This window comes from Kitasatospora sp. NPDC001261 (genome assembly GCF_042896795.1).
GTDB lineage: Bacteria > Actinomycetota > Actinomycetes > Streptomycetales > Streptomycetaceae > Kitasatospora.
Genome location: NZ_JBIAXP010000006.1, coordinates 212929 through 230775 on the forward strand (window position 1 = coordinate 212929; position 17847 = coordinate 230775).

A 17847-nucleotide genomic window follows, 5' to 3' on the forward strand; every position below is an offset into this window, starting at 1 on the left:
GGTGGGCTGCGGCATTTTTGGTGCTTCCCTACGACTGCGCAACCCCTAACCCGGACGGCGACCCCCTGCCCGCCGGGCTTGAGCGGACCTTGAGCGGGGCCCAAGAGGACCGGCCTACAGTACTGGGAGACGGCCCTGACCTGCGCTTTCCTTCATGCTCAGATCATCGGACCATCATCTGTCCGACAACCCCCGGTATCCGAATGAACACCGAGCGCTCAGTCAACGATCCGACCGCTTCTGTCCAGGCCTGACAGCTAAACGAACTCGACCTTGTACGGAATCGACGCCGAAACCAGCGCACGGCCCCTCGTACAGTCATAAGTGAAGAAAGTGATTCGCAGCCGGGGGCACAGCAGACGTTGGCTGTCGGACAGTTCCCTCACCCTTGGAGTGGTTCGAGATGACGGTTGTGCATGAGGCGCCGGTCGACGGCGAGGTCCCCGAGGTCCCGGCCGACGCCCGCGGGCGGGTCGCCGAGCTGCACGAGCTGCGCGAGAAGGTCCGCCGCGGCCCCAGCGACAAGGCCACCGAGGCCCAGCACGCCAAGGGCAAGCTGACCGCGCGCGAGCGCATCGAGCTGCTGCTGGACGAGGGCTCCTTCCAGGAGGTCGAGCCGTTTCGCCGGCACCGCGCCCAGGGCTTCGGCCTGGAGGCCAAGAAGCCGCACACCGACGGCGTGATCGTCGGCTGGGGCACCGTCCACGGGCGCACCGTCTTCACGTACGCGCACGACTTCCGGATCTTCGGCGGCGCGCTGGGCGAGGCCCACGCCCAGAAGATCCACAAGATCATGGACATGGCCATCGCGGCCGGTGCCCCGCTGGTCTCGCTGAACGACGGCGCCGGCGCCCGCATCCAGGAGGGCGTCACCGCCCTGGCCGGCTACGGCGGCATCTTCCAGCGCAACACCAAGGCGTCCGGCGTCATCCCGCAGATCTCGGTGATGCTCGGCCCGTGCGCCGGCGGCGCCGCGTACTCCCCCGCGCTGACCGACTTCGTCTTCATGGTCCGCGAGACCTCGCAGATGTTCATCACCGGCCCGGACGTGGTCCAGGCGGTGACCGGCGAGAAGATCAGCCAGAACGGCCTCGGCGGCGCCGACGTGCACGCCGGCGTCTCCGGCGTCTCGCACTTCGTCTACGACGACGAGCAGTCCTGCATCGAGGAGGTCCGCTACCTCCTGTCGCTGCTGCCGCAGAACAACCGCGAGATGCCGCCGTCCGTGGTGACCGAGGACCCGGTCCAGCGCCGCAACGACAGCCTGCTGGACCTGGTGCCCGCCGACGGCAACCGCCCGTACGACATGCGCAAGGTGATCGAGGAGATCGTCGACCACGGCGAGTACCTGGAGGTCCACGAGCGCTGGGCCACCAACGTGCTCTGCGTGCTCGCCCGGATCGACGGCCACGTCGTCGGCATCATCGCCAACCAGCCGCAGTCGCTGGCCGGCGTGCTGGACATCAACGCGAGCGAGAAGGCCGCCCGCTTCGTCCAGATGTGCGACGCCTTCAACATCCCGCTGGTCACCCTGCTCGACGTCCCCGGCTTCCTGCCCGGCGTCGACCAGGAGCACGGCGGCATCATCCGCCACGGCGCCAAGCTGCTGTACGCGTACTGCAACGCCACCGTGCCGCGCATCTCGCTGATCCTGCGCAAGGCCTACGGCGGCGCGTACATCGTGATGGACTCCCGCTCGATCGGCGCCGACCTTTCGTACGCCTGGCCGACCAACGAGATCGCCGTGATGGGCGCCGAGGGCGCGGCCAATGTCATCTTCCGGCGCGAGATCAACGCCGCCGAGGACCCGGACGCCATGCGCGCCCAGAAGATCAAGGAATACAAGAACGAGCTGATGCACCCGTACTACGCGGCCGAGCGCGGCCTCGTGGACGACGTCATCGACCCGGCCGAGACCCGCCAGGTGATCGCTTCCGCCCTGGCCATGCTCCGCACCAAGCACGCCGACCTGCCCAGCCGCAAGCACGGCAACCCGCCGATGTAGTGGCGCGCACCGCCGCGACAGCCCGCACCGCAGCAGCAGCCCGCACCGACGCGCCACCACCTCAGACCGCAGCCACCCGGGGGAGAAACCAGGACATGACCGCTTCCGCCGAACCCCTCGTCCGCATCGTCCGCGGCAGCCTCACCGACGAGGAACTCGCCGCCCTGACCGCCGTCCTCGCCGCGCGCGCCGCCGTCGCGCAGCAGGCCGCCGCCGCCGCGCCGATCGAGCCGATCGCCAACTGGCAGCGCCTGGAGCGCCGCCCGGCGTACTACTCGCCGTTCAGCTGGCAGCAGGCGGCCTGACGGCCCACGGCCCGTGCCGACGGCCGGTCACCCCGCTCGGGTGACCGGCCGTCCGGCGTTGCCCGGGCCGCCTCGGGCTTCGTCCGGAGCCGCGTCGGCGCTGGTCCGGGGCCGCGTCGGCGGTGCTCCCGCCCGGTCGGCCGGGGCCGGAGGGGCCCGCGGCGGGCTCGGTAGGATGCCTACTGGACGGTATGCGTCCGCCGCCCCGTCCGCCCCCATAGGATCGGCCGCTGCCGAGACCAGAACTTTCCAGGGAGGCTGCGATGGCCAGGCAGGCCCGCGCGCTGGCGACCCGCCAGACGGTACTCGTCGCGGCGGCCGAGGTGTTCGACGAGCGGGGCTACGCCGCCGCCACGATGTCCGAGATCCTGGACCGCGCCGGCGTCACCAAGGGCGCGCTGTACTTCCACTTCCGCTCCAAGGAGGAGCTGGCGCTCGCCGTCATCGAGGGACAGGGCGTCTTCATCTCCGGCTGGACACCGGCCTCGGACAGCCCGGTGCAGAACCTGATCGACCTCGGGTACGCCTTCGCCCGCGCGCTCCAGACCGACCCGCTGGTGCGCGGCAGCATCCGGCTGACGATCGAGCACGGCAGCTTCACCCAGCCGCAGCTCGCGGCCTACCAGGGCTGGATGGACACCGTCCGCGTCCTGCTGGAGCACGCCCGGGAGGCCGGCGACCTCCACCCGGGGGTCGACCTGACCGCGGCCGCCGGGGTGATCACCGGGGCCGTCACCGGCATCCAGCTGAGCTCCCAGGTGCTGGCCGACCGGCAGGACCTGATCCAGCGGCTGTCCGACCTCTGGACGCTGCTGCTGCCCGGCCTGGTCCAGCCGCACGCGCTCGCCCGGCTGAGCGTCGCCGAGCGCGCCTGAGCCCCGACTCCGGGAGCCCCGGGGCCGGGGCCGGTCAGACCCGGTAGCCCGCCCGGTGCTCCGCCGCCACCAGGGCCGGCAGCGCGGCCGTCCAGAGCCGGCTCACCGCCTCAGGACCGGGCCGGCCGGTCTCCTCGCCCGCGAGCAGCACCTGGCCGGCCGCCACCGCGGTGAGCAGTTCGGCGGCGGCCCGCCGGTCCACCCCGGGGCGCAGCTCGCCGGCCTCGGCGGCGCGGTCCAGCAGCCGGTGGACGACGGCGGTGAGGCTGCGCCAGGCGACGTCGGAGGCCACGGGCGGGCCGTCCGGCCCCTCCTGGGCACCGTCCCGGCGCGGGCCCTGGCGGCCGAGCCGGACGCCGGCCCGCACCACCACGTCCTCGCGCAGCATCCGGGCCAGCTCGTGCGAGAAGTCGATCAGCCCCTGGAGGGCCGGGCCGTCGGCCCGCAGCGCGCGCAGCGCGGCCGAGCCGACCTCCCGCCCGGAGGCGCGGCGCACCCCGTCGGCGAGGGCCTGCTTGGACACGAAGTGGAAGTAGAGGGCCCCCTTGCTCACCCCGGCCCGGCGGCTGATGTCGACCAGGCTGGCGGCCTCGAAGCCCACCCGCGCGAAGGTCTCCGCGGCGGCGAGCAGTACGGCCCGCCGGGTCCGCCCAGCCCGCTCCTGCTTGACCACTGGCCCCCTCCGGACTCGGCCGGGCGCGATCCCCGCCCCACCCGGCTGCTGTCGGCGCGGCCCCTGCGGGGGCGGCGCTCGCATGCGGACGGCACCCTCCGAAACCGCATGGTTGGTATCTAATCTAGCGCTTGCTTCGCCCCCGCCGTCCAGCGGGGACGGCCCCCCACCGATGGTCCGAGGCCTCCCGAACGGGCATTCCCGCAGCCCAGGGGGGCAGGTAGCGTGGCCGGGCCGGAGCGTTCGGCCTGGGCACCCCAGCCGCCGAACACAAACCGGGTGGTATGTATGTTTTGCTCGGACGGCCGTGGCGGCCGCTCCGACCGACACCCTGAAGCGGGGGCCCGTCATGCCATCGATCGTAGAGCCGGACCCGCACGATCCGTATGCCCACCCCGGCCCGGGCAGCGCCGGCGGCTTCGGGTTCGACGACGGCCCCACTACCGGCTACGACTTCCACCACGGCCCCGCCACCGGCTACGACTTCCACGACCGGACCGTCTCCCGGCACCTGGTGCACCGCGCCTCGGTGTCCGAGGTGTTCCTCACCGGCTGGCAGGCCACCGGCCCGTACGACTTCCTGCTCGGCGCCCAGTGGCCCCGGCTGCACGGCTTCTACCGGCTGCCCGGGGACCGCTACCACGACCCGGTGCTGCTGGCCGAAACGATCCGGCAGACCGGGCTGCTGATCGGCCACGCCGGGTTCGGGGTGCCGCGCGGCCACCACTTCATGATGGAGGACCTCTCCTACGCGCTCGACGGGACCGGCCTGCCGGGCCTCGCCGTCACCACCGGCCCCGCCTCGCTGATGCTGGCCGTCGGCTGCGAGGACGTCCGGATGCGGCACGGCGAGCTCGCCTCGCTCCGGGTCTGCGTCGACGTCACCCGGAACGGCCGGCCGATCGGCCGCGGCAGCGGACGGCTGCGGGTGGTCTCCCCCGCCTCGTACGCCCGGCTGCGCGGCCCCGCGCGGCGCACCCTCCCGCCGCGCCCGCCGGCGCCCGCCGCGCCCGAGCTGGTCGGCCGCGCACAGCCGGCGGACGTGGTGCTCAGCCCGACCCTGGCGCCGGACACCTGGCTGCTGCGCGCCGACGCCACCCACCCGGTGCTGTTCGACCACGAGCTGGACCACGTGCCCGGGATGCTGGTGCTGGAGGCCGCCCGGCAGGCCGCCCAGCGGCTGCGCCACCCCGAGCCGGTGGTCCCGGTCGAGCTGGTGACCTCCTTCGACCACTACATCGAGCTGGACCGGCCCTGCTTCGTCCGGGCCGCCCCCGAACCGGCCCCCGGGCCGACCGAGGGGCCGGCCGCGGCGAACGGGCGGCTCGCGGTACGGGTCGAGCTGCTCCAGGACGGCCGGACGGCGGCCGAGTGCCTGCTGCTCACCGTGCCGGTGGACGGACCGGCCGAGGGCCCGGGGGTGCCGGTCCGGCGGGACGCCTACGACGGCCGCCCCGCCGTACCCGGCCCTCCCCTGCCGGGCCTCGGGGGCACCCGGCTGCCGCTGGCGAGTTAGGGACGCCCCGGGCCCGTCAGGCGGCCACCAGGGCGGCCGGCCGGCCCGCGTGCATCACGCTGAGGTTGGTCGCCAGCCGGACCGGGTCCTGGGACAGCCAGAGCCGCAGCGCCGCGCCCAGGGCCGCGCTGGCCGACTCGACCCGGACGTCGGTGATCTGCGCGATCCGGGCCGCGCCCGGCACCAGCAGATCGGCCAGCGGGGTCGGCAGCCACACCGTCAGGGCGCACGGCGCGGGCACGGCCAGCGCCCCCAGCAACCGGTAGGCGTCCCCCGGCGCGCTGAGCGTCGGGATGATGTCCAGCAGCGCGTCGGACACCACCTCCGACACGTCGCTCCGGTGTCCCTGGGCGAGCCTGCGGAGCAGCGTGCGCTCGGCGGCGGTGATTCGGACGGTCAGCATGACCTCGTCGCACTCCATTGCGCGATTTCCTCCTCAGTTCCCTCTCGCACCGGCCGGCGGCCGGCGCGCACTACCCCGTTTCACACATCGGCCCGGCTACCTGTGGGAGAGAGCCGGGCCGGTGGGTGATCGTGTGCCCCGGTCAGATCCCCGCGTAGGAGTGCTTTCCGGTGACGAAGATGTTCACCCCGTAGTAGTTGAAGAGCCAGCAGGCGAACGCCGCCAGCGCCAGGTAGGCGGCCTTGCGGCCCTTCCAGCCGGCCGTCGCACGGGCGTGCAGGTAGCAGGCGTAGGCGACCCAGGTGATGAACGACCAGGTCTCCTTCGGGTCCCACTCCCAGTACTTGCCCCAGGCCGCCTCGGCCCAGATCGCGCCCGCGATGATGGTGAACGTCCACAGCGGGAAGACCAGGGCGTTGATCCGGTAGGACAGCTTGTCGAAGGTGGACGCGGCGGGCAGTCGGCGCCAGATCGAGGCCGAGGTGCCCAGCGGGCCGGTGGTGAGGCCGGCCGCCGTCCGCTTCTCGAAGGACTCCTTGCCGAGGTACAGCAGTGTGGCGATGAACGCCGCGTAGAAGGCGCCGCCGCAGAAGATCGCGGTGGAGACGTGGATCGCCAGCCACGGCGAGTGCAGCGCCGGGACGAGCTGCTCGGAGTCGGTGTACAGCACCGTCGTGGCGATGCCGAGGGTCAGCAGCACCGCGAGGACGACCGGCAGGCCGAGCCAGCGGACCTTCTTCTTCGCGGCCAGCAGCACCAGGTACGCGGCCGTCATCGCGAAGGCGAAGGCGCAGGAGAACTCGTACATGTTGCCCCACGGCCAGCGGGAGACCGAGAGGCCGCGGGTGATGATGCCGCCGCCGTGCAGCGCCAGCGCCAGCACGGTGAGCGAGACGGCGATCCGGCCGGCCAGGTCGGCCCGCACGCTGGTGCCGGCCGCGCCCGGGCCGTCCTCCTCCTCGGCGCCGCGCCCGGTGGTGACCACCGTCGCGCCCTCGCCCGCGATCGCGGTGCGGGTGAGCGTCGTGGTGCCGCCGCCGGCCCCGGCCACCGTGACGGTGACCTTCTTCGCGGCCTTCTTGTCCGCCGCGGCGACGGTCTCGCCCAGGCTGCCCGCCTGTTCGGTCGAGCGGACGGCGACGGCGCCCTTGCTGCCGAAGGTCCACTCGATCATGTGGGCGAACATGGCGAGGGTGTAGACCACCATCGCCGAATAGATCAGCTTGTTGGAGAGGTCGGCCAGCTGTGGGTCGACCGCCGAGGCGAGATGCACCGTCTACTCCTTGGAGTTCTGGTCGGCAGGGACTGCGGGTTCCGGGGAGGCCGCCGGGACTGTGGGGGTCCCGGTCTCCTCGGGTACGTCCGTTTCGGTGTCGGCGTCCTCGCCCGCGGAGGCCGGGGTGCCGTCCTCACCTTCGGGGGCCGGGACGTCGTCCTCCTCGTCCTCGGAGGCGGGAGCGTCGTCCTGGAGGTCGACCGCGAGCTCCGCCAGCTCCTCGGCGATCTTCGCCGACTCGCTGCGGGCCAGGCCGGCCAGCTCCACCTGGGTGCCGCCGCCCGGCAGGGCGACCGCCCGCACCCAGATCCGGCGGCGCTGGATGAACAGCGAGCCGATCAGGCCGAGGATCGCGAGCACGCCGCCGCTCAGGGCGATCGCGTTGCCCGGACGGTGCGAGATGTTGAAGCTGGCCCACTGCTTGTAGCCCTCGAAGGTCACCGAGCCGTAGCCGTCGGGCAGGTCCCAGGCCTGGCCGGGCTTGAGCCGGGCCTTGGCCGGCTGGCCGTCCTGGGTGAGCTGGGTGAGCTTGCGGGTGTTGAGCTGGTAGACGTTCTGCGGCAGGCCGGAGTCGGTGCCGAGGTCGCCGGCGAAGGCGTTCAGCACGAGTTCGGGCTCGGCGTCACCGGGGAACAGCGAGACCGGGCCGGTGCCCTCGAAGCTCAGCGGGGCGGTCGGCAGGAAGAAGCCGGAGAAGCCCATCTGGGTCTTGTTGCCGTCGGGGCCCACGCCGTAGTCGGAGACCTTCACGACACCGGTGGAGGTCAGGTTGCCGTCCTGCGGCAAGAACGGGACGGCGCCGCGGTAGACGACCTCGCCCTTGCCGTTCTTGACGCTGACGAACGGGGCGTAGCCGTGGCCGATCAGGTAGACCTTGCTGCCGCCGATCTCCAGCGGGTGGTTGACCTCGATCGTCGACTTCTTCAGCTTCGACTGGTCGCTGCCCTCGTAGTACTCGACGTTCGCGGTGAACTGCCGGGCGGCGCCGATCTGGTCGCCCTTGGTCTGGAACTTCGAGGTGAAGCTGTCCAGCTTCAGGTAGAAGGGGTCGAGGTCCTGGTTGCCGTAGAACCGGGTGCCGTTGAAGTCGTCGAGCTGGGTGATGGTGTTGGAGTAGCCCTCGCCCTGGACCATCAGCTTGCCGCCGGTGCCCGAGGCCAGGCTGGCCCAGGCGAAGCCGCCGAGCAGCGCGAACAGCGACAGGTGGAACAGCAGGTTGCCGACCTCGCGCAGGTAGCCCTTCTCGGCCGCCACCGCGCCGCCGGACAGGTGGGCGCGGAAGCCGCGCTTGCGCAGCAGCCGGTGCGCGGCGGCGTTCACCGCGGCGGCGTCCGCCTCGGTGCGCCAGGCCGCGTGCACCGGCATCCGGGTCAGGTTGCGCGGCGCGGCCGGCGGCTGGGAGCGCAGCACGCCGACGAACTGCCAGGTGCGCGGGACGATGCAGCCGGCCAGCGACACGAACAGCAGGATGTAGATCGCGGAGAACCAGACCGAGCTGTAGACGTCGAACAGCTGGAGCTTCTCGTAGATCGGCGCGACCGTGGCGTGCTGCGCCTTCCAGGCCTCGACCTTCAGCTGGCCCTGGCCGTTCTGGTACTGCGGGATCAGCGAGCCGGGGATGGCGGCCAGCGACAGCAGGAAGAGCAGGATCAGGGCGACCCGCATCGAGGTCAGCTGGCGCCACATCCAGCGCGCCCAGCCGAACGCCCCTATGCCGGTCGGTCCGTCGGACTCGACCGGCGCGGTGCTGAGCCGCTCGGCGGCGACGTCGTCCGGCGCCGGGGGCTGCTCGGTCTCGGTCGTGGTGTTGCTCACGGTCAGATTCCGATCTGGAAGTCGGCGGTCCAGGACTGCAGCTGGCTCAGCATCGAGTCCCAGATCCCGGTGACGAGCAGCAGACCGACCGCGACGAGCATGCCGCCGCCGATCCTCATGACGAGCGGGTAGTGCCGCTTGACCCAGCCGAAGGCGCCCAGCGCCCGGCGGAAGGCCAGCGCGGCCACGATGAACGGTACGCCGAGGCCCAGGCAGTAGAAGGTCATCAGCAGGGCGCCGCGCGCGGCGTCGGCCTGGTTCAGGGCGAGGTTCTGGACGGTCGCCAGGGTCGGGCCGATGCAGGGGGTCCAGCCGACGCCGAAGACCACGCCCAGCAGCGGCGCGCCGAGCAGGCCGACCGACGGACGGCGGTGGGAGCGCACCTCGCGCATGCTCAGACCGGGGACGAGGCCCATGAAGGCGAGGCCCATCACGATCGTCACCGCCCCGAGCACGATCGAGATGACCCGCTTGTGCTCCTGGAGGGTGTCGCCGAACTGCCCGAACAGCGCCCCGCCCGAGACGAACACGGCGGTGAAGCCGAGGATGAACAGCGTCGCCCCGAGCAGCATCCGGCCGCGCCGCGCGCCGCGCGCGTCCGCGAGGTCGGCGGCGGAGAAGCCGGTCACGTACGACAGGTAGCCGGGGACGAGCGGCAGGACGCAGGGCGAGAAGAACGACACCAGTCCGGCCGCCAGCGCGATCGGCGCGGCGACCAGCAGCGCTCCGCTCTGGAGGGTCCCGGTGTTGTCGGCGAGTTGTTGCGGCAGGCTCACTGCTTCTGCTCCGCGACCACCGGCTGGAGGATCGACTCCAGCGCGTCCTCGGTGGTGCCGCCGACGGCGCGGGCGGCCAGCTTGCCGTCCCGGTCGACGATCAGGGTGGTCGGGATGGACTGCGGGTTGAGGCTGCCCTTGGGGAACTTGAGCAGCTGGGTGCCGGCCGGGTCGAAGAGGCTCGGGTAGGTGACGCCCTGCTCCTGCTCGAAGCGGACGGCGTTCTGCTTCTCGGTGTCCCGGGTGTTGATGCCGAGGAACTGGACGCCCTGGTCCTTGTACTTCTCCGAGACGTTCTGGAGGCTCTTGGCCTCGGCCCGGCACGGGCCGCACCAGGAGCCCCAGACGTTCAGCACGACGACCTTGCCCCGGTAGTCGGAGAGCTTGGCCGGGGTGCCCTCCAGGGTGTCCCCGGAGATGTCCGGCGCGTCCCCGCGCTTCCCGGCGTCCGCCTTCGACAGGTTGGTGCCCTTGACCGTGACGAAGCCGACCTGGCCCTCGCCGCCGCCCGACGAGCCCGAGGAGGAACAGCCGGTGAGGGCGAGCGCAGCGGCGGCGACGGTGGCGGCGGCTGCTGCGGCGACACGGGGACGGGGGCGCGTCATGGCAGACATGTGAAAAGTTTCGCATGGAGTTCCGGGCCGGTTCGCCGGGGTCCTCCCTTGCGCGTCGCACCCCTTCTGACCTGCGACGAAATCGGGTCACCCGGCAGTCGCCGGGTGACCCGAAGTCATACTTACACGCCGCTTACGGGAGGCTAGGCGCCGAAGCTCTTGCCCACCGGCTTGTCGCCCTTGCGGCCCTTGCCCACCAGGTGCGCGGGCAGCAGGTCGCGGGCCGGCTCGCGGTAGCCGACCGAGACGATCCGGTCGCCCTCGAAGGTGAAGCTGGTCAGCGAGGCCAGCGAGCACTGCCGGTTGCGCGGGTCGTGCCAGAGCCGGCGGCGCTCGGCGAAGGAGCGGAGGATCCAGATCGGAAGCTGGTGGCTGACGCAGACCGCCTCGTGCCCGCGCGCGGCGTCCCGGGCCGCGCCGATCGCGCCCATCATCCGCACCGCCTGGTCGAGGTAGGGCTCGCCCCAGGACGGCTTGAACGGGTTGGTGAGGTACTTCCAGTAGCCCGGGTTCCGCAGCGAACCGTCGCCGACCCCGAAGGTCTTGCCCTCGAAGACGTTCTCCGCCTCGATCAGCCGCGCGTCCACCGCGATGTCCAGGCCGTGCGCCTCGGCGATCGGCGCGGCGGTCTCCTGGGCCCGCTCCAGCGGGGAGGCCACCACGTGGGTGACGTCCCGGTCGGCCAGGTCCTCGGCGACCCGCTCGGCCATCTTCCGGCCCAGCTCGGACAGGTGGTAGTCCGGCAGGCGCCCGTACAGGACGCCCTCCGGGTTGTGCACCTCGCCGTGCCGCATCACGTGGACGACGGTGATCTCTTTGGCGCTCACTTCTCGACTACTCCTGGGAATCGGGGTACGGGCCGCGGCGGTCAGGCCGTGGCGGCGGCAGCGGCGCGCGCGGCGGCCGGCAGGGCGGCGGCGATCCGCTCGATCGCCCGCTCGTCGTGGGCCGCCGAGACGAACCAGGACTCGAAGGCGGACGGCGGCAGGTAGACGCCCTCGGCCAGCATCGCGTGGAAGAAGGCGGTGAAACGGTACGCCTCCTGGGTCCTGGCCTCGTCGTAGTCGGTGACCGGGGCCTCGGTGAAGAACACCGAGAACATGTTCCCGGCGGTCTGCAGCCGGTGCGCGACGCCCTCCTTGGCGAGCGCGTCGGCGACCAGGCCGGAGACCTCGGCGGCGACCTTGTCCACCGTCGCGTACGCCTCGTCGGTGCAGCCGCGCAGCTGGGCCAGGCCCGCCGCGGTGGCGACCGGGTTCCCGGACAGGGTGCCCGCCTGGTAGACCGGGCCGGCCGGGGCCAGGTGCGCCATCACGTCGGCGCGGCCGCCGAAGGCCGCGGCCGGGAAGCCGCCGCCCATGACCTTGCCGAAGGTCAGCAGGTCCGGCGCCCAGCCCTCGTGCGCCGCCTCCAGGCCGTACCAGCCGGCCTTGGAGACGCGGAAGCCGGTCATCACCTCGTCGGAGATGAACAGCGCGCCGTTCTCCCGGCAGAGCCGGGCCAGGCCGCCGTTGAAGCCGGGCAGCGGCGGGACGACGCCCATGTTGCCGGGCGAGGCCTCGGTGATCACGCAGGCGATCTCGCCCGGGTGGGCGGCGAACGCCTGCTCGACGGCGGCCAGGTCGTTGTACGGCAGCACGATGGTGTCGCCGGCCTGGGCGCCGGTGACGCCCGGGGTGTCCGGCAGGCCGAAGGTGGCCACGCCGGAACCGGCGGCGGCCAGCAGCGCGTCCACGTGACCGTGGTAGCAGCCGGCGAACTTCACCACCTTCGCGCGGCCGGTGAAGCCGCGGGCCAGCCGGATCGCGGACATGGTGGCCTCGGTGCCGGAGGAGACCAGGCGGACCTGCTCGACCGGGGCGACCCGGGCGACGATCTCCTCGGCCAGCTCGACCTCGCCCTCGCCGGGGGTGCCGAAGGAGGTGCCGCGGGAGACGGCCCGCTGGACGGCGTCGATCACCGCGGGGTGCGCGTGGCCGAGGATCATCGGACCCCACGAGCACACCAGGTCGACGTACTCGCGGCCGTCGGCGTCGGTGAGGTAGGGACCGGTGCCGGACACCATGAAGCGCGGCGTGCCGCCGACCGCGCGGAAGGCGCGCACCGGGGAGTTGACGCCGCCGGGCGTCACCACGGAGGCGCGGTCGAACAGCGACTGGGACTGGGGGGCTTCGTAGGGGTAGCTCACAAAAGACATGGTCTCAAATCGTGTCCTCACGCTCTGCATGTCCGACCCGATCATCTGGAACGATGATCCGGGCACCGTTGTCTGTACGGTTGTCCGTACAGCAGGGGCCGCTGACTTCACCGGACCGGGGACCAGTCAGACTGTGTACACAGAGTGCACAGGACCTCCGGTCTGTGTGCAGGGGTGTGGAGAGGACTGCCGCGTACCGCGAATGGGTACGGCGGCGCATGACGGGTAAGGAGCACGTCCGGTGGGCGCCGGACGTGCGGGGGTCTGTCGATTCCGGCGAATTCCGGTGAGGATGGTCCGAGTGTCCGAGGCGCAGGACGGTTACGACGAGGCCGCGGGGGGCTCCCGCAGGCCCGCCGAGACCGCACGCGGGGGTACGGGAGCGGGTACGGGTCGTGGTCGTCGCGGCGGTGAGAGGCGGGGTGAGGGACGCGTGGGGGTGACCTACAAGTACTTCGGAGCCCCGGACCGCGCGACGGCCGCCAGAGTCCCCACCGCCCTCGGGCCGGGCGGGCTCGGCCTGGAGGCCGGCGAGCTCGGCGCACTGGGCCGCCTCGGCGACCTGATGGAGACCAGCGGCTCCCCCACCGGCCACCTCTCCACCAAGATCAAACCGGAGACGATGAGCGCCATGGTGCTCACCGGCATCCAGGGCGTCCCGCTGCACCAGGTGCCGCCGCTGGAACTGGTGGTGCTGCACCCCGACTACGCCGTCGTCCAGCTCCCCCACAACGTCGTCGAGCCGCTGCGCAAGGCCGATGAGACCGAGCTCGGCGCCGCCGCCTTCATCTGGTCCACCGTGCCGGACCGGCGCGGGCCGCGGGACGCGTTCGTGATCTACAGCATGCTGCACGAGTGGCAGGACTTCGCCAACCGGCTGCACGAGGCCGGGCACCAGCTGTACTGCCTGGTCTGGCCGTAGCACCCCGGGGTCCGGTCCGCCGTTCGAACGCGGGCCGGATCCAGGCTGACCCTTCGAACACCGGTCGCATTCAAGCGAGTTGACGGACGGTCGATTCTCGCACCCGGTCGACCACGGGACGGTGGCGGCGAGCCCGCGGAAGCGGTCCGGGGCGGGCGGCCGGCGACTATCCCCGGGAGCGGCGGGCGCGGCGGACGGTGCGTTCGACCTCGACGGGCTCCGCGAGGTGGCCGTCCACCAGGTGGATCAGGGCCGAGAGGAACACCTCGCGCTCGGGCTGCGGCAGCGACTCCAGCAGCTCGCGGTGCACCCGGTCGGCGATCGCGCTGCCCCGCACCACGGCCCGCTCGCCTGCCTCGGTGACCGAGACGATCCGGGCCCGCCGGTCGGTCGCGGACGGGCGGCGCTCGGCCAGGCCCGCCTTCTCCAGCTCGTCGACGGTGACCACCATGGTCGTCTTGTCCAGGTCCGCCAGCTCGGCCAGCTGGATCTGGGTGCGCTCGCCCGCCCGCGCGTGGAACAGCACGCAGTAGGCGCGCGGGGTGATCCCGAGCTCGGTGAAGGCGGCCGCCATCCGGGTGGCCAGCACGTGGCTCGCGTGGTCCATCAGCCCGGAGATGTCGCGGATCTGGCGCACGGGCGGCGGGGTCGTCGTCATACGTCCGAGGTTAGCAACGGCCCGTCTGCTGCCGGATGATCCCGTTGCCAACCAACGCCGGGTCTACGGGATGCCCAACTCGAACAGCGCATAGCCCGCGTACCAGCCCGCCGCGAGGACCGGCATGGCCAGCAGCCCGGCCAGCGAGGAGGTCCGCAGCTTGCGCAGCGCCACCGCCAGGCCGATGCAGAGCGGGAAGGCGGGCAGCAGGTAGCGCGAGATGTTGCCGAAGATCTGGTTGCTGCTCAGCGCGGTGATGATGGTGAGCGCGGTGTAGACCCACAGCACCAGCGGCGGCCGGGTGCGCCAGAGCAGTACCAGCAAGCCGGGCAGGGCGATCAGCAGGGCGATCGCGATCAGGTCCGGGACGGGGTTGGACTGCCAGAAGTCCCAGTGGCCGGTGATCACGTCCATGATCGTGCGCAGGGTGGAGGCGCCGCCGTCGAAGTAGCGGTTCCAGGCGCCCTGCTGGAGCTTGAAGTAGCCGCCCCAGTCGCCCATCTTCCAGCCGACCCAGGCGACGTAGCCGATCAGGCCCCACGGGGTGATCAGCATCGCGGTCAGCGGGCGGGCCACCCCGTCGGTGCGGCGGACCAGCGCGACCAGCGCGGCGATCGAGACGGCGGCGATCAGCGCGGCGGCGGTCGGCCGGTTGAGGCCCGCCACCAGCGCCAGCAGGCCGGCCGCCACCCAGCGGCGGGTCATCACGCAGTAGCAGGCCCAGGCGGACAGCGCGACGAACAGCGAGTCCGAGTAGACCGCCCACTCCACGCCGGAGCCCGGGAACAGGCCCCAGAGCACCGCGGCGATCACGCCCGCCCGGAAGCCGCCCAGCCGCTCGGCGACGGCGAAGATCCCGGCCGCGGCGACCAGCGAGGCGATCACCGAGACGACGATCCCGGAGCCGTACGGGCCGAGCCCGGTGACGGCGCCGACCAGCCGCATCAGCCAGGGGTAGAGCGGGAAGAAGGCGGCCGAGTTCTCGTAGTAGGTGGCCAGCGGGAAGCCGTGCAGCGGGATCAGCTGCGGGTTGTACCCGTTCTCGGCGATCCGCTGGTACCAGATGCCGTCCCAGGTGCCCAGCACGTCCCAGGCGTGGGCGCCGCCGCCGCGGCCCGGCTGCTTCTTCAGGTAGTCGCCGGTGTGCGAGAGCAGCAGCAGGAAGACGGTCAGGCCGATGGCCTTGACCACCGCGTACGCGCCCAGCGCGGGCGCGAAGCGGTCCACCAGTGCCCCGAACCGTCCGGACGCCGGGCCCGTCCGTTCCTCGGGGGCCTCCGCGGGCGCCGCCCCGGGCGCTCCGGGCTGGGTGCTGGACGACTCGGTGCTCGATGCCGTGCTCATCTGGTCTGGGTACTCCCCGCCCCGCTCGTGGTCCGCGCGGCTCCGGCGCAACGATTTTCCCGTGAGCCTACGGCACGACCCCGAACCGACGGCCCCTGGCGCCCTCCGGACCGGCGCGCAGCACCACGCCACCCGTGCCGAGCACCACACCGGCCCGGTCGTGCACGCGGCCGCCGCCGCCCGGGTGGGGGCGGCGGCGGCCGGGGCCTCAGGACGTGCGGGGCGGATCAGCCGTGGACGTAGACGATGCCGAGCTTGGTGAGCTGCCAGAGCTGGTCGGCGGCGCCGGTGTCGGCGGCGAGTTCGACGTACGGGTTGCCCTTGGCGTCGAGGGTGGCGCCGGCGGCCAGGACCTTGCCCTGGTCCTGGGAGTCGGCGATCTTGTAGCGGCCGTTGCCGGCCGGCTTGAACACCCAGTGCTGGTTGCCGCCGCCGGTGCAGCCCCACTGCTGGATCCGGGTGCCGGGGGCGGTGGAGGCGGCGTTGGCGTCCAGGCACATGTTCCGGTTGCCGCTGAAGTCGAGCTCGTAGCTGCCGCCGGCCTTCGCCTCCAGGACGAAGGACTGGTTGAGCCCGCCGGTGGCCGGATAGGTGATCGCGGCCCGGCCGTTGGTCGAGTCGCCGTAGCTGCCGCCGCCGGTGAGGTCGAGCGCGTTGCCGCTGGCCGCGTTGGTCAGCTGGTACCAGGCGCCGTCCTCGGGGACGTCGCCGAACGGCTGTCCGGGTGTGAGCGGCTGGATCGAGGTGGTGTTCTGCTGGTTGAGGGTGCAGTACGCCTGCGCCAGCTCGGGCCGGGCGTAGAACTGGCCGAGGCAGACGCCCTCGCCGCGGTAGCCGGCCACCCGCAGGTGGTACGACTGGCGGACCATGTTCATGCACAGCCCGGGGATGCCGATCTGCGAGTCGCAGCCGTTGCGCACCCACTCGGAGAGGTTGATGACGTCCCCGTTGGTGTACTCGTACGGGGAGCTCGTCCACTCCGCGCAGACCTCGTGGCCGAAGGCGACCCGCCGCTGGTCGAGGTACCGGACGCCGGGCACCTGCTCGGCCGCGCCGCGCAGCGCGTCGCTGAGCGTCGGCACCACCCAGTTGTGGCCCCAGGCGAGGTCCTCGGGGAAGGCCGGGCAGCCGTCGGCGACCTTGCCGAGGTAGTCGTTGCGCCGGATGTCCGGGGTGATCGGGTTGAAGTACGACTGGTAGACCAGCTGGTACGAGGAGTCGGCGTAGCCGGCCCGGCGCATGGTCTGACGGATGTTCTGGAGCGCCGCGACCACCTTGGGCTGGACGCCCTTGGCGCGCCGGCGGATCTCGTCGCTGCCGATGGTGTCCCGGCAGCCCTGGTCCTTGGGGATCGGGAAGTACTGCGCGAGGCAGTGCATCATGATGCCGCTGAAGTCGAAGTCGTCGTTGGCGCCGATCGTGACGACGACCATCTTGACGTCGTACTTCGCCGCCGTGTCGGCCAGCTTGACGTCCTGCTTGGGCTCGCCGAAGTCGCCGCTGCCGGGGCCGGTGACCTTCGCCAGCTCCGGGTCGCTGACCAGGTCGCCGGTCTGGGCTCCGGAACAGGCGAGGTCGATCGGGGTGACCCCGGGGATGTCGGTGACGAAGATCTCCGACTTGGGGTGGCGGTGGCAGTAGTTGGTGGGGCTGTCCGTCTCCGGGAAGTAGCCGTCGTTGGTGTCGGTGCCGGCGCCCTCCCCGGAGATGGCGCTGTCGCCGAGGGCGACGACCGCGGCCGGTCGGGTGGCCGCGGGCGCGGCCGGGGCGGGGTCGGCCAGGGCGGCGGGGGCGCCGGCCAGGCCGAGGGTGGCGAGGAGGGTTCCGGTGGCGAGCAATGCGGCGCACCGGGAGGACCCGGTGCGTGTCCGCCGCGCCGCCGACCGTGGGGACCTGGTCACACGCGTCTCCTTGCGGGGGTGGGGGGCCGCCCGGGCGGGGCGCCGAGCGGCGCGGAGCAAGAGAGGAGCAGGAAAGGTGAGCAGGTCTCACATTCTAGGTACTGACAAGTAACGCAACAAGGCTTGTGACACCACCGGGAACTGACGGGGCGTCGCCGCCCCGGCACGACGAAGAGCCGCCGCCCCACGCCCCAGGAGGGAAGCGCGGAACGGCGGCTCGCACCGGCCGAACCGGGTGCGGGCTCAGCCCACGTTGGCGCACTTGTTGCCGAAGGCCGGGTTCAGCAGGCCGATGATGTCGATGGTGTTGCCGCAGACGTTGACCGGAACGTGCACCGGGACCTGGATCTGGTTGCCCGAGATGACACCGGGGGAACCGGCGGCAACGCCCTGGGCGCCGGAGCTGGCCATCGCGGTACCGGCGCCGGTGGCAACGATGCCCACCACGGCCGCGCCGACAGCGGCGGTCTTCTTGATGCTCATACGAGCCTCCTGACTGTTCGACAGATATGCACGGGGAGTGCGACATCTAGAACGAGACCCCACCGGACCGGTTGCGACGCTCCC

The 17847-nt window shown here is 72.2% G+C and carries 17 protein-coding genes; 5 read left to right on the plus strand and 12 right to left on the minus strand.

Annotated elements, in window-relative coordinates:
* Positions 1-403 precede the first annotated feature (403 nt).
* From ACFY4B_RS10575 to ACFY4B_RS10585, 3 genes are all read left to right on the plus strand, one after another.
* Positions 404-2005 (plus strand): acyl-CoA carboxylase subunit beta, encoded by a 1602-nt coding sequence (locus ACFY4B_RS10575; RefSeq protein ID WP_049651531.1) that lies wholly within the window; start codon positions 404-406, stop codon positions 2003-2005.
* Between the two features lie 95 nt (positions 2006-2100).
* Positions 2101-2310, plus strand: coding sequence for an acyl-CoA carboxylase epsilon subunit (locus ACFY4B_RS10580; protein WP_049651530.1), 210 nt, complete (start codon positions 2101-2103; stop codon positions 2308-2310).
* Positions 2311-2573: 263 nt separating this feature from the next.
* Positions 2574-3185, plus strand: coding sequence for a ScbR family autoregulator-binding transcription factor (locus tag ACFY4B_RS10585; protein WP_049661418.1), 612 nt, complete (start codon positions 2574-2576; stop codon positions 3183-3185).
* Between the two features lie 34 nt (positions 3186-3219).
* Here the strand turns inward: ACFY4B_RS10585 and ACFY4B_RS10590 are convergent, their stop codons facing one another.
* Positions 3220-3858, minus strand: coding sequence for a ScbR family autoregulator-binding transcription factor (locus ACFY4B_RS10590; RefSeq protein ID WP_387967172.1), 639 nt, complete (start codon positions 3856-3858; stop codon positions 3220-3222).
* Between the two features lie 349 nt (positions 3859-4207).
* On the opposite strand from ACFY4B_RS10590, the gene ACFY4B_RS10595 reads away from it, so the two are divergent.
* Positions 4208-5374 carry a ScbA/BarX family gamma-butyrolactone biosynthesis protein gene (locus tag ACFY4B_RS10595; protein ID WP_387967174.1) on the plus strand — a complete coding sequence of 389 codons (1167 nt, stop codon included), beginning with the start codon at positions 4208-4210 and terminating at the stop codon, positions 5372-5374.
* Between the two features lie 16 nt (positions 5375-5390).
* On the opposite strand, the gene ACFY4B_RS10600 is transcribed toward ACFY4B_RS10595, so the two are convergent.
* From ACFY4B_RS10600 to hemL, 7 genes are all read right to left on the minus strand, one after another.
* Complete coding sequence (locus ACFY4B_RS10600) at positions 5391-5777, minus strand: hypothetical protein (protein ID WP_143204614.1); 387 nt, start codon at positions 5775-5777, stop codon at positions 5391-5393.
* A gap of 142 nt (positions 5778-5919) precedes the next feature.
* On the minus strand, positions 5920-7050 hold the full coding sequence (gene ccsB / locus ACFY4B_RS10605) for a c-type cytochrome biogenesis protein CcsB (protein WP_049650493.1): 1131 nt from the start codon (positions 7048-7050) through the stop codon (positions 5920-5922).
* A 3-nt stretch (positions 7051-7053) separates the two neighbouring features.
* Positions 7054-8868 (minus strand): cytochrome c biogenesis protein ResB, encoded by a 1815-nt coding sequence (locus ACFY4B_RS10610; RefSeq protein ID WP_387967176.1) that lies wholly within the window; start codon positions 8866-8868, stop codon positions 7054-7056.
* Between the two features lie 2 nt (positions 8869-8870).
* Positions 8871-9644 (minus strand): cytochrome c biogenesis CcdA family protein, encoded by a 774-nt coding sequence (locus tag ACFY4B_RS10615; RefSeq protein WP_234348286.1) that lies wholly within the window; start codon positions 9642-9644, stop codon positions 8871-8873.
* Positions 9641-10258 carry a TlpA disulfide reductase family protein gene (locus ACFY4B_RS10620; RefSeq protein ID WP_049650491.1) on the minus strand — a complete coding sequence of 206 codons (618 nt, stop codon included), beginning with the start codon at positions 10256-10258 and terminating at the stop codon, positions 9641-9643. Before ACFY4B_RS10620 ends, ACFY4B_RS10615 begins: the two co-directional genes overlap by 4 nt.
* A gap of 143 nt (positions 10259-10401) precedes the next feature.
* Complete coding sequence (locus ACFY4B_RS10625; RefSeq protein ID WP_049650499.1) at positions 10402-11052, minus strand: histidine phosphatase family protein; 651 nt, start codon at positions 11050-11052, stop codon at positions 10402-10404.
* A gap of 74 nt (positions 11053-11126) precedes the next feature.
* Positions 11127-12455: a glutamate-1-semialdehyde 2,1-aminomutase gene (gene hemL, locus ACFY4B_RS10630; protein WP_375876951.1), complete on the minus strand. Its 1329-nt coding sequence runs from the start codon at positions 12453-12455 to the stop codon at positions 11127-11129.
* Between the two features lie 439 nt (positions 12456-12894).
* Here hemL and ACFY4B_RS10635 point away from each other — a divergent pair, with 439 nt between their 5' ends.
* Positions 12895-13377 carry a hypothetical protein gene (locus ACFY4B_RS10635; protein WP_074004012.1) on the plus strand — a complete coding sequence of 161 codons (483 nt, stop codon included), beginning with the start codon at positions 12895-12897 and terminating at the stop codon, positions 13375-13377.
* Positions 13378-13543: 166 nt separating this feature from the next.
* On the opposite strand, the gene ACFY4B_RS10640 is transcribed toward ACFY4B_RS10635, so the two are convergent.
* From ACFY4B_RS10640 to ACFY4B_RS10655, 4 genes are all read right to left on the minus strand, one after another.
* Entirely contained in the window at positions 13544-14035 is a 492-nt protein-coding gene (locus tag ACFY4B_RS10640) for a MarR family winged helix-turn-helix transcriptional regulator (protein ID WP_387967178.1), read from the minus strand.
* Between the two features lie 63 nt (positions 14036-14098).
* Complete coding sequence (locus ACFY4B_RS10645; protein ID WP_049650487.1) at positions 14099-15379, minus strand: glycosyltransferase family 39 protein; 1281 nt, start codon at positions 15377-15379, stop codon at positions 14099-14101.
* Between the two features lie 227 nt (positions 15380-15606).
* Positions 15607-17217 carry an RICIN domain-containing protein gene (locus ACFY4B_RS10650; protein ID WP_049650498.1) on the minus strand — a complete coding sequence of 537 codons (1611 nt, stop codon included), beginning with the start codon at positions 17215-17217 and terminating at the stop codon, positions 15607-15609.
* 306 nt (positions 17218-17523) lie between these two features.
* Positions 17524-17763, minus strand: coding sequence for a chaplin (locus ACFY4B_RS10655; protein ID WP_049650486.1), 240 nt, complete (start codon positions 17761-17763; stop codon positions 17524-17526).
* Positions 17764-17847: the final 84 nt, after the last annotated feature.

What these genes read in the sequence shown, in the direction of transcription:
- ACFY4B_RS10575 (WP_049651531.1), top strand. Translation starts at nt 404, where the DNA reads ATGACGGTTGTGCATGAGGCGCCGGTCGACGGCGAGGTCCCCGAGGTC.
- ACFY4B_RS10580 (WP_049651530.1), top strand. Translation starts at nt 2,101, where the DNA reads ATGACCGCTTCCGCCGAACCCCTCGTCCGCATCGTCCGCGGCAGCCTC.
- ACFY4B_RS10585 (WP_049661418.1), top strand. Translation starts at nt 2,574, where the DNA reads ATGGCCAGGCAGGCCCGCGCGCTGGCGACCCGCCAGACGGTACTCGTC.
- ACFY4B_RS10595 (WP_387967174.1), top strand. Translation starts at nt 4,208, where the DNA reads ATGCCATCGATCGTAGAGCCGGACCCGCACGATCCGTATGCCCACCCC.
- ACFY4B_RS10600 (WP_143204614.1), bottom strand. Translation starts at nt 5,777, where the DNA reads ATGCTGACCGTCCGAATCACCGCCGCCGAGCGCACGCTGCTCCGCAGG.
- ACFY4B_RS10620 (WP_049650491.1), bottom strand. Translation starts at nt 10,258, where the DNA reads ATGTCTGCCATGACGCGCCCCCGTCCCCGTGTCGCCGCAGCAGCCGCC.
- ACFY4B_RS10625 (WP_049650499.1), bottom strand. Translation starts at nt 11,052, where the DNA reads ATGCGGCACGGCGAGGTGCACAACCCGGAGGGCGTCCTGTACGGGCGC.
- hemL (WP_375876951.1), bottom strand. Translation starts at nt 12,455, where the DNA reads ATGTCTTTTGTGAGCTACCCCTACGAAGCCCCCCAGTCCCAGTCGCTG.
- ACFY4B_RS10640 (WP_387967178.1), bottom strand. Translation starts at nt 14,035, where the DNA reads ATGACGACGACCCCGCCGCCCGTGCGCCAGATCCGCGACATCTCCGGG.
- ACFY4B_RS10645 (WP_049650487.1), bottom strand. Translation starts at nt 15,379, where the DNA reads ATGAGCACGGCATCGAGCACCGAGTCGTCCAGCACCCAGCCCGGAGCG.
- ACFY4B_RS10655 (WP_049650486.1), bottom strand. Translation starts at nt 17,763, where the DNA reads ATGAGCATCAAGAAGACCGCCGCTGTCGGCGCGGCCGTGGTGGGCATC.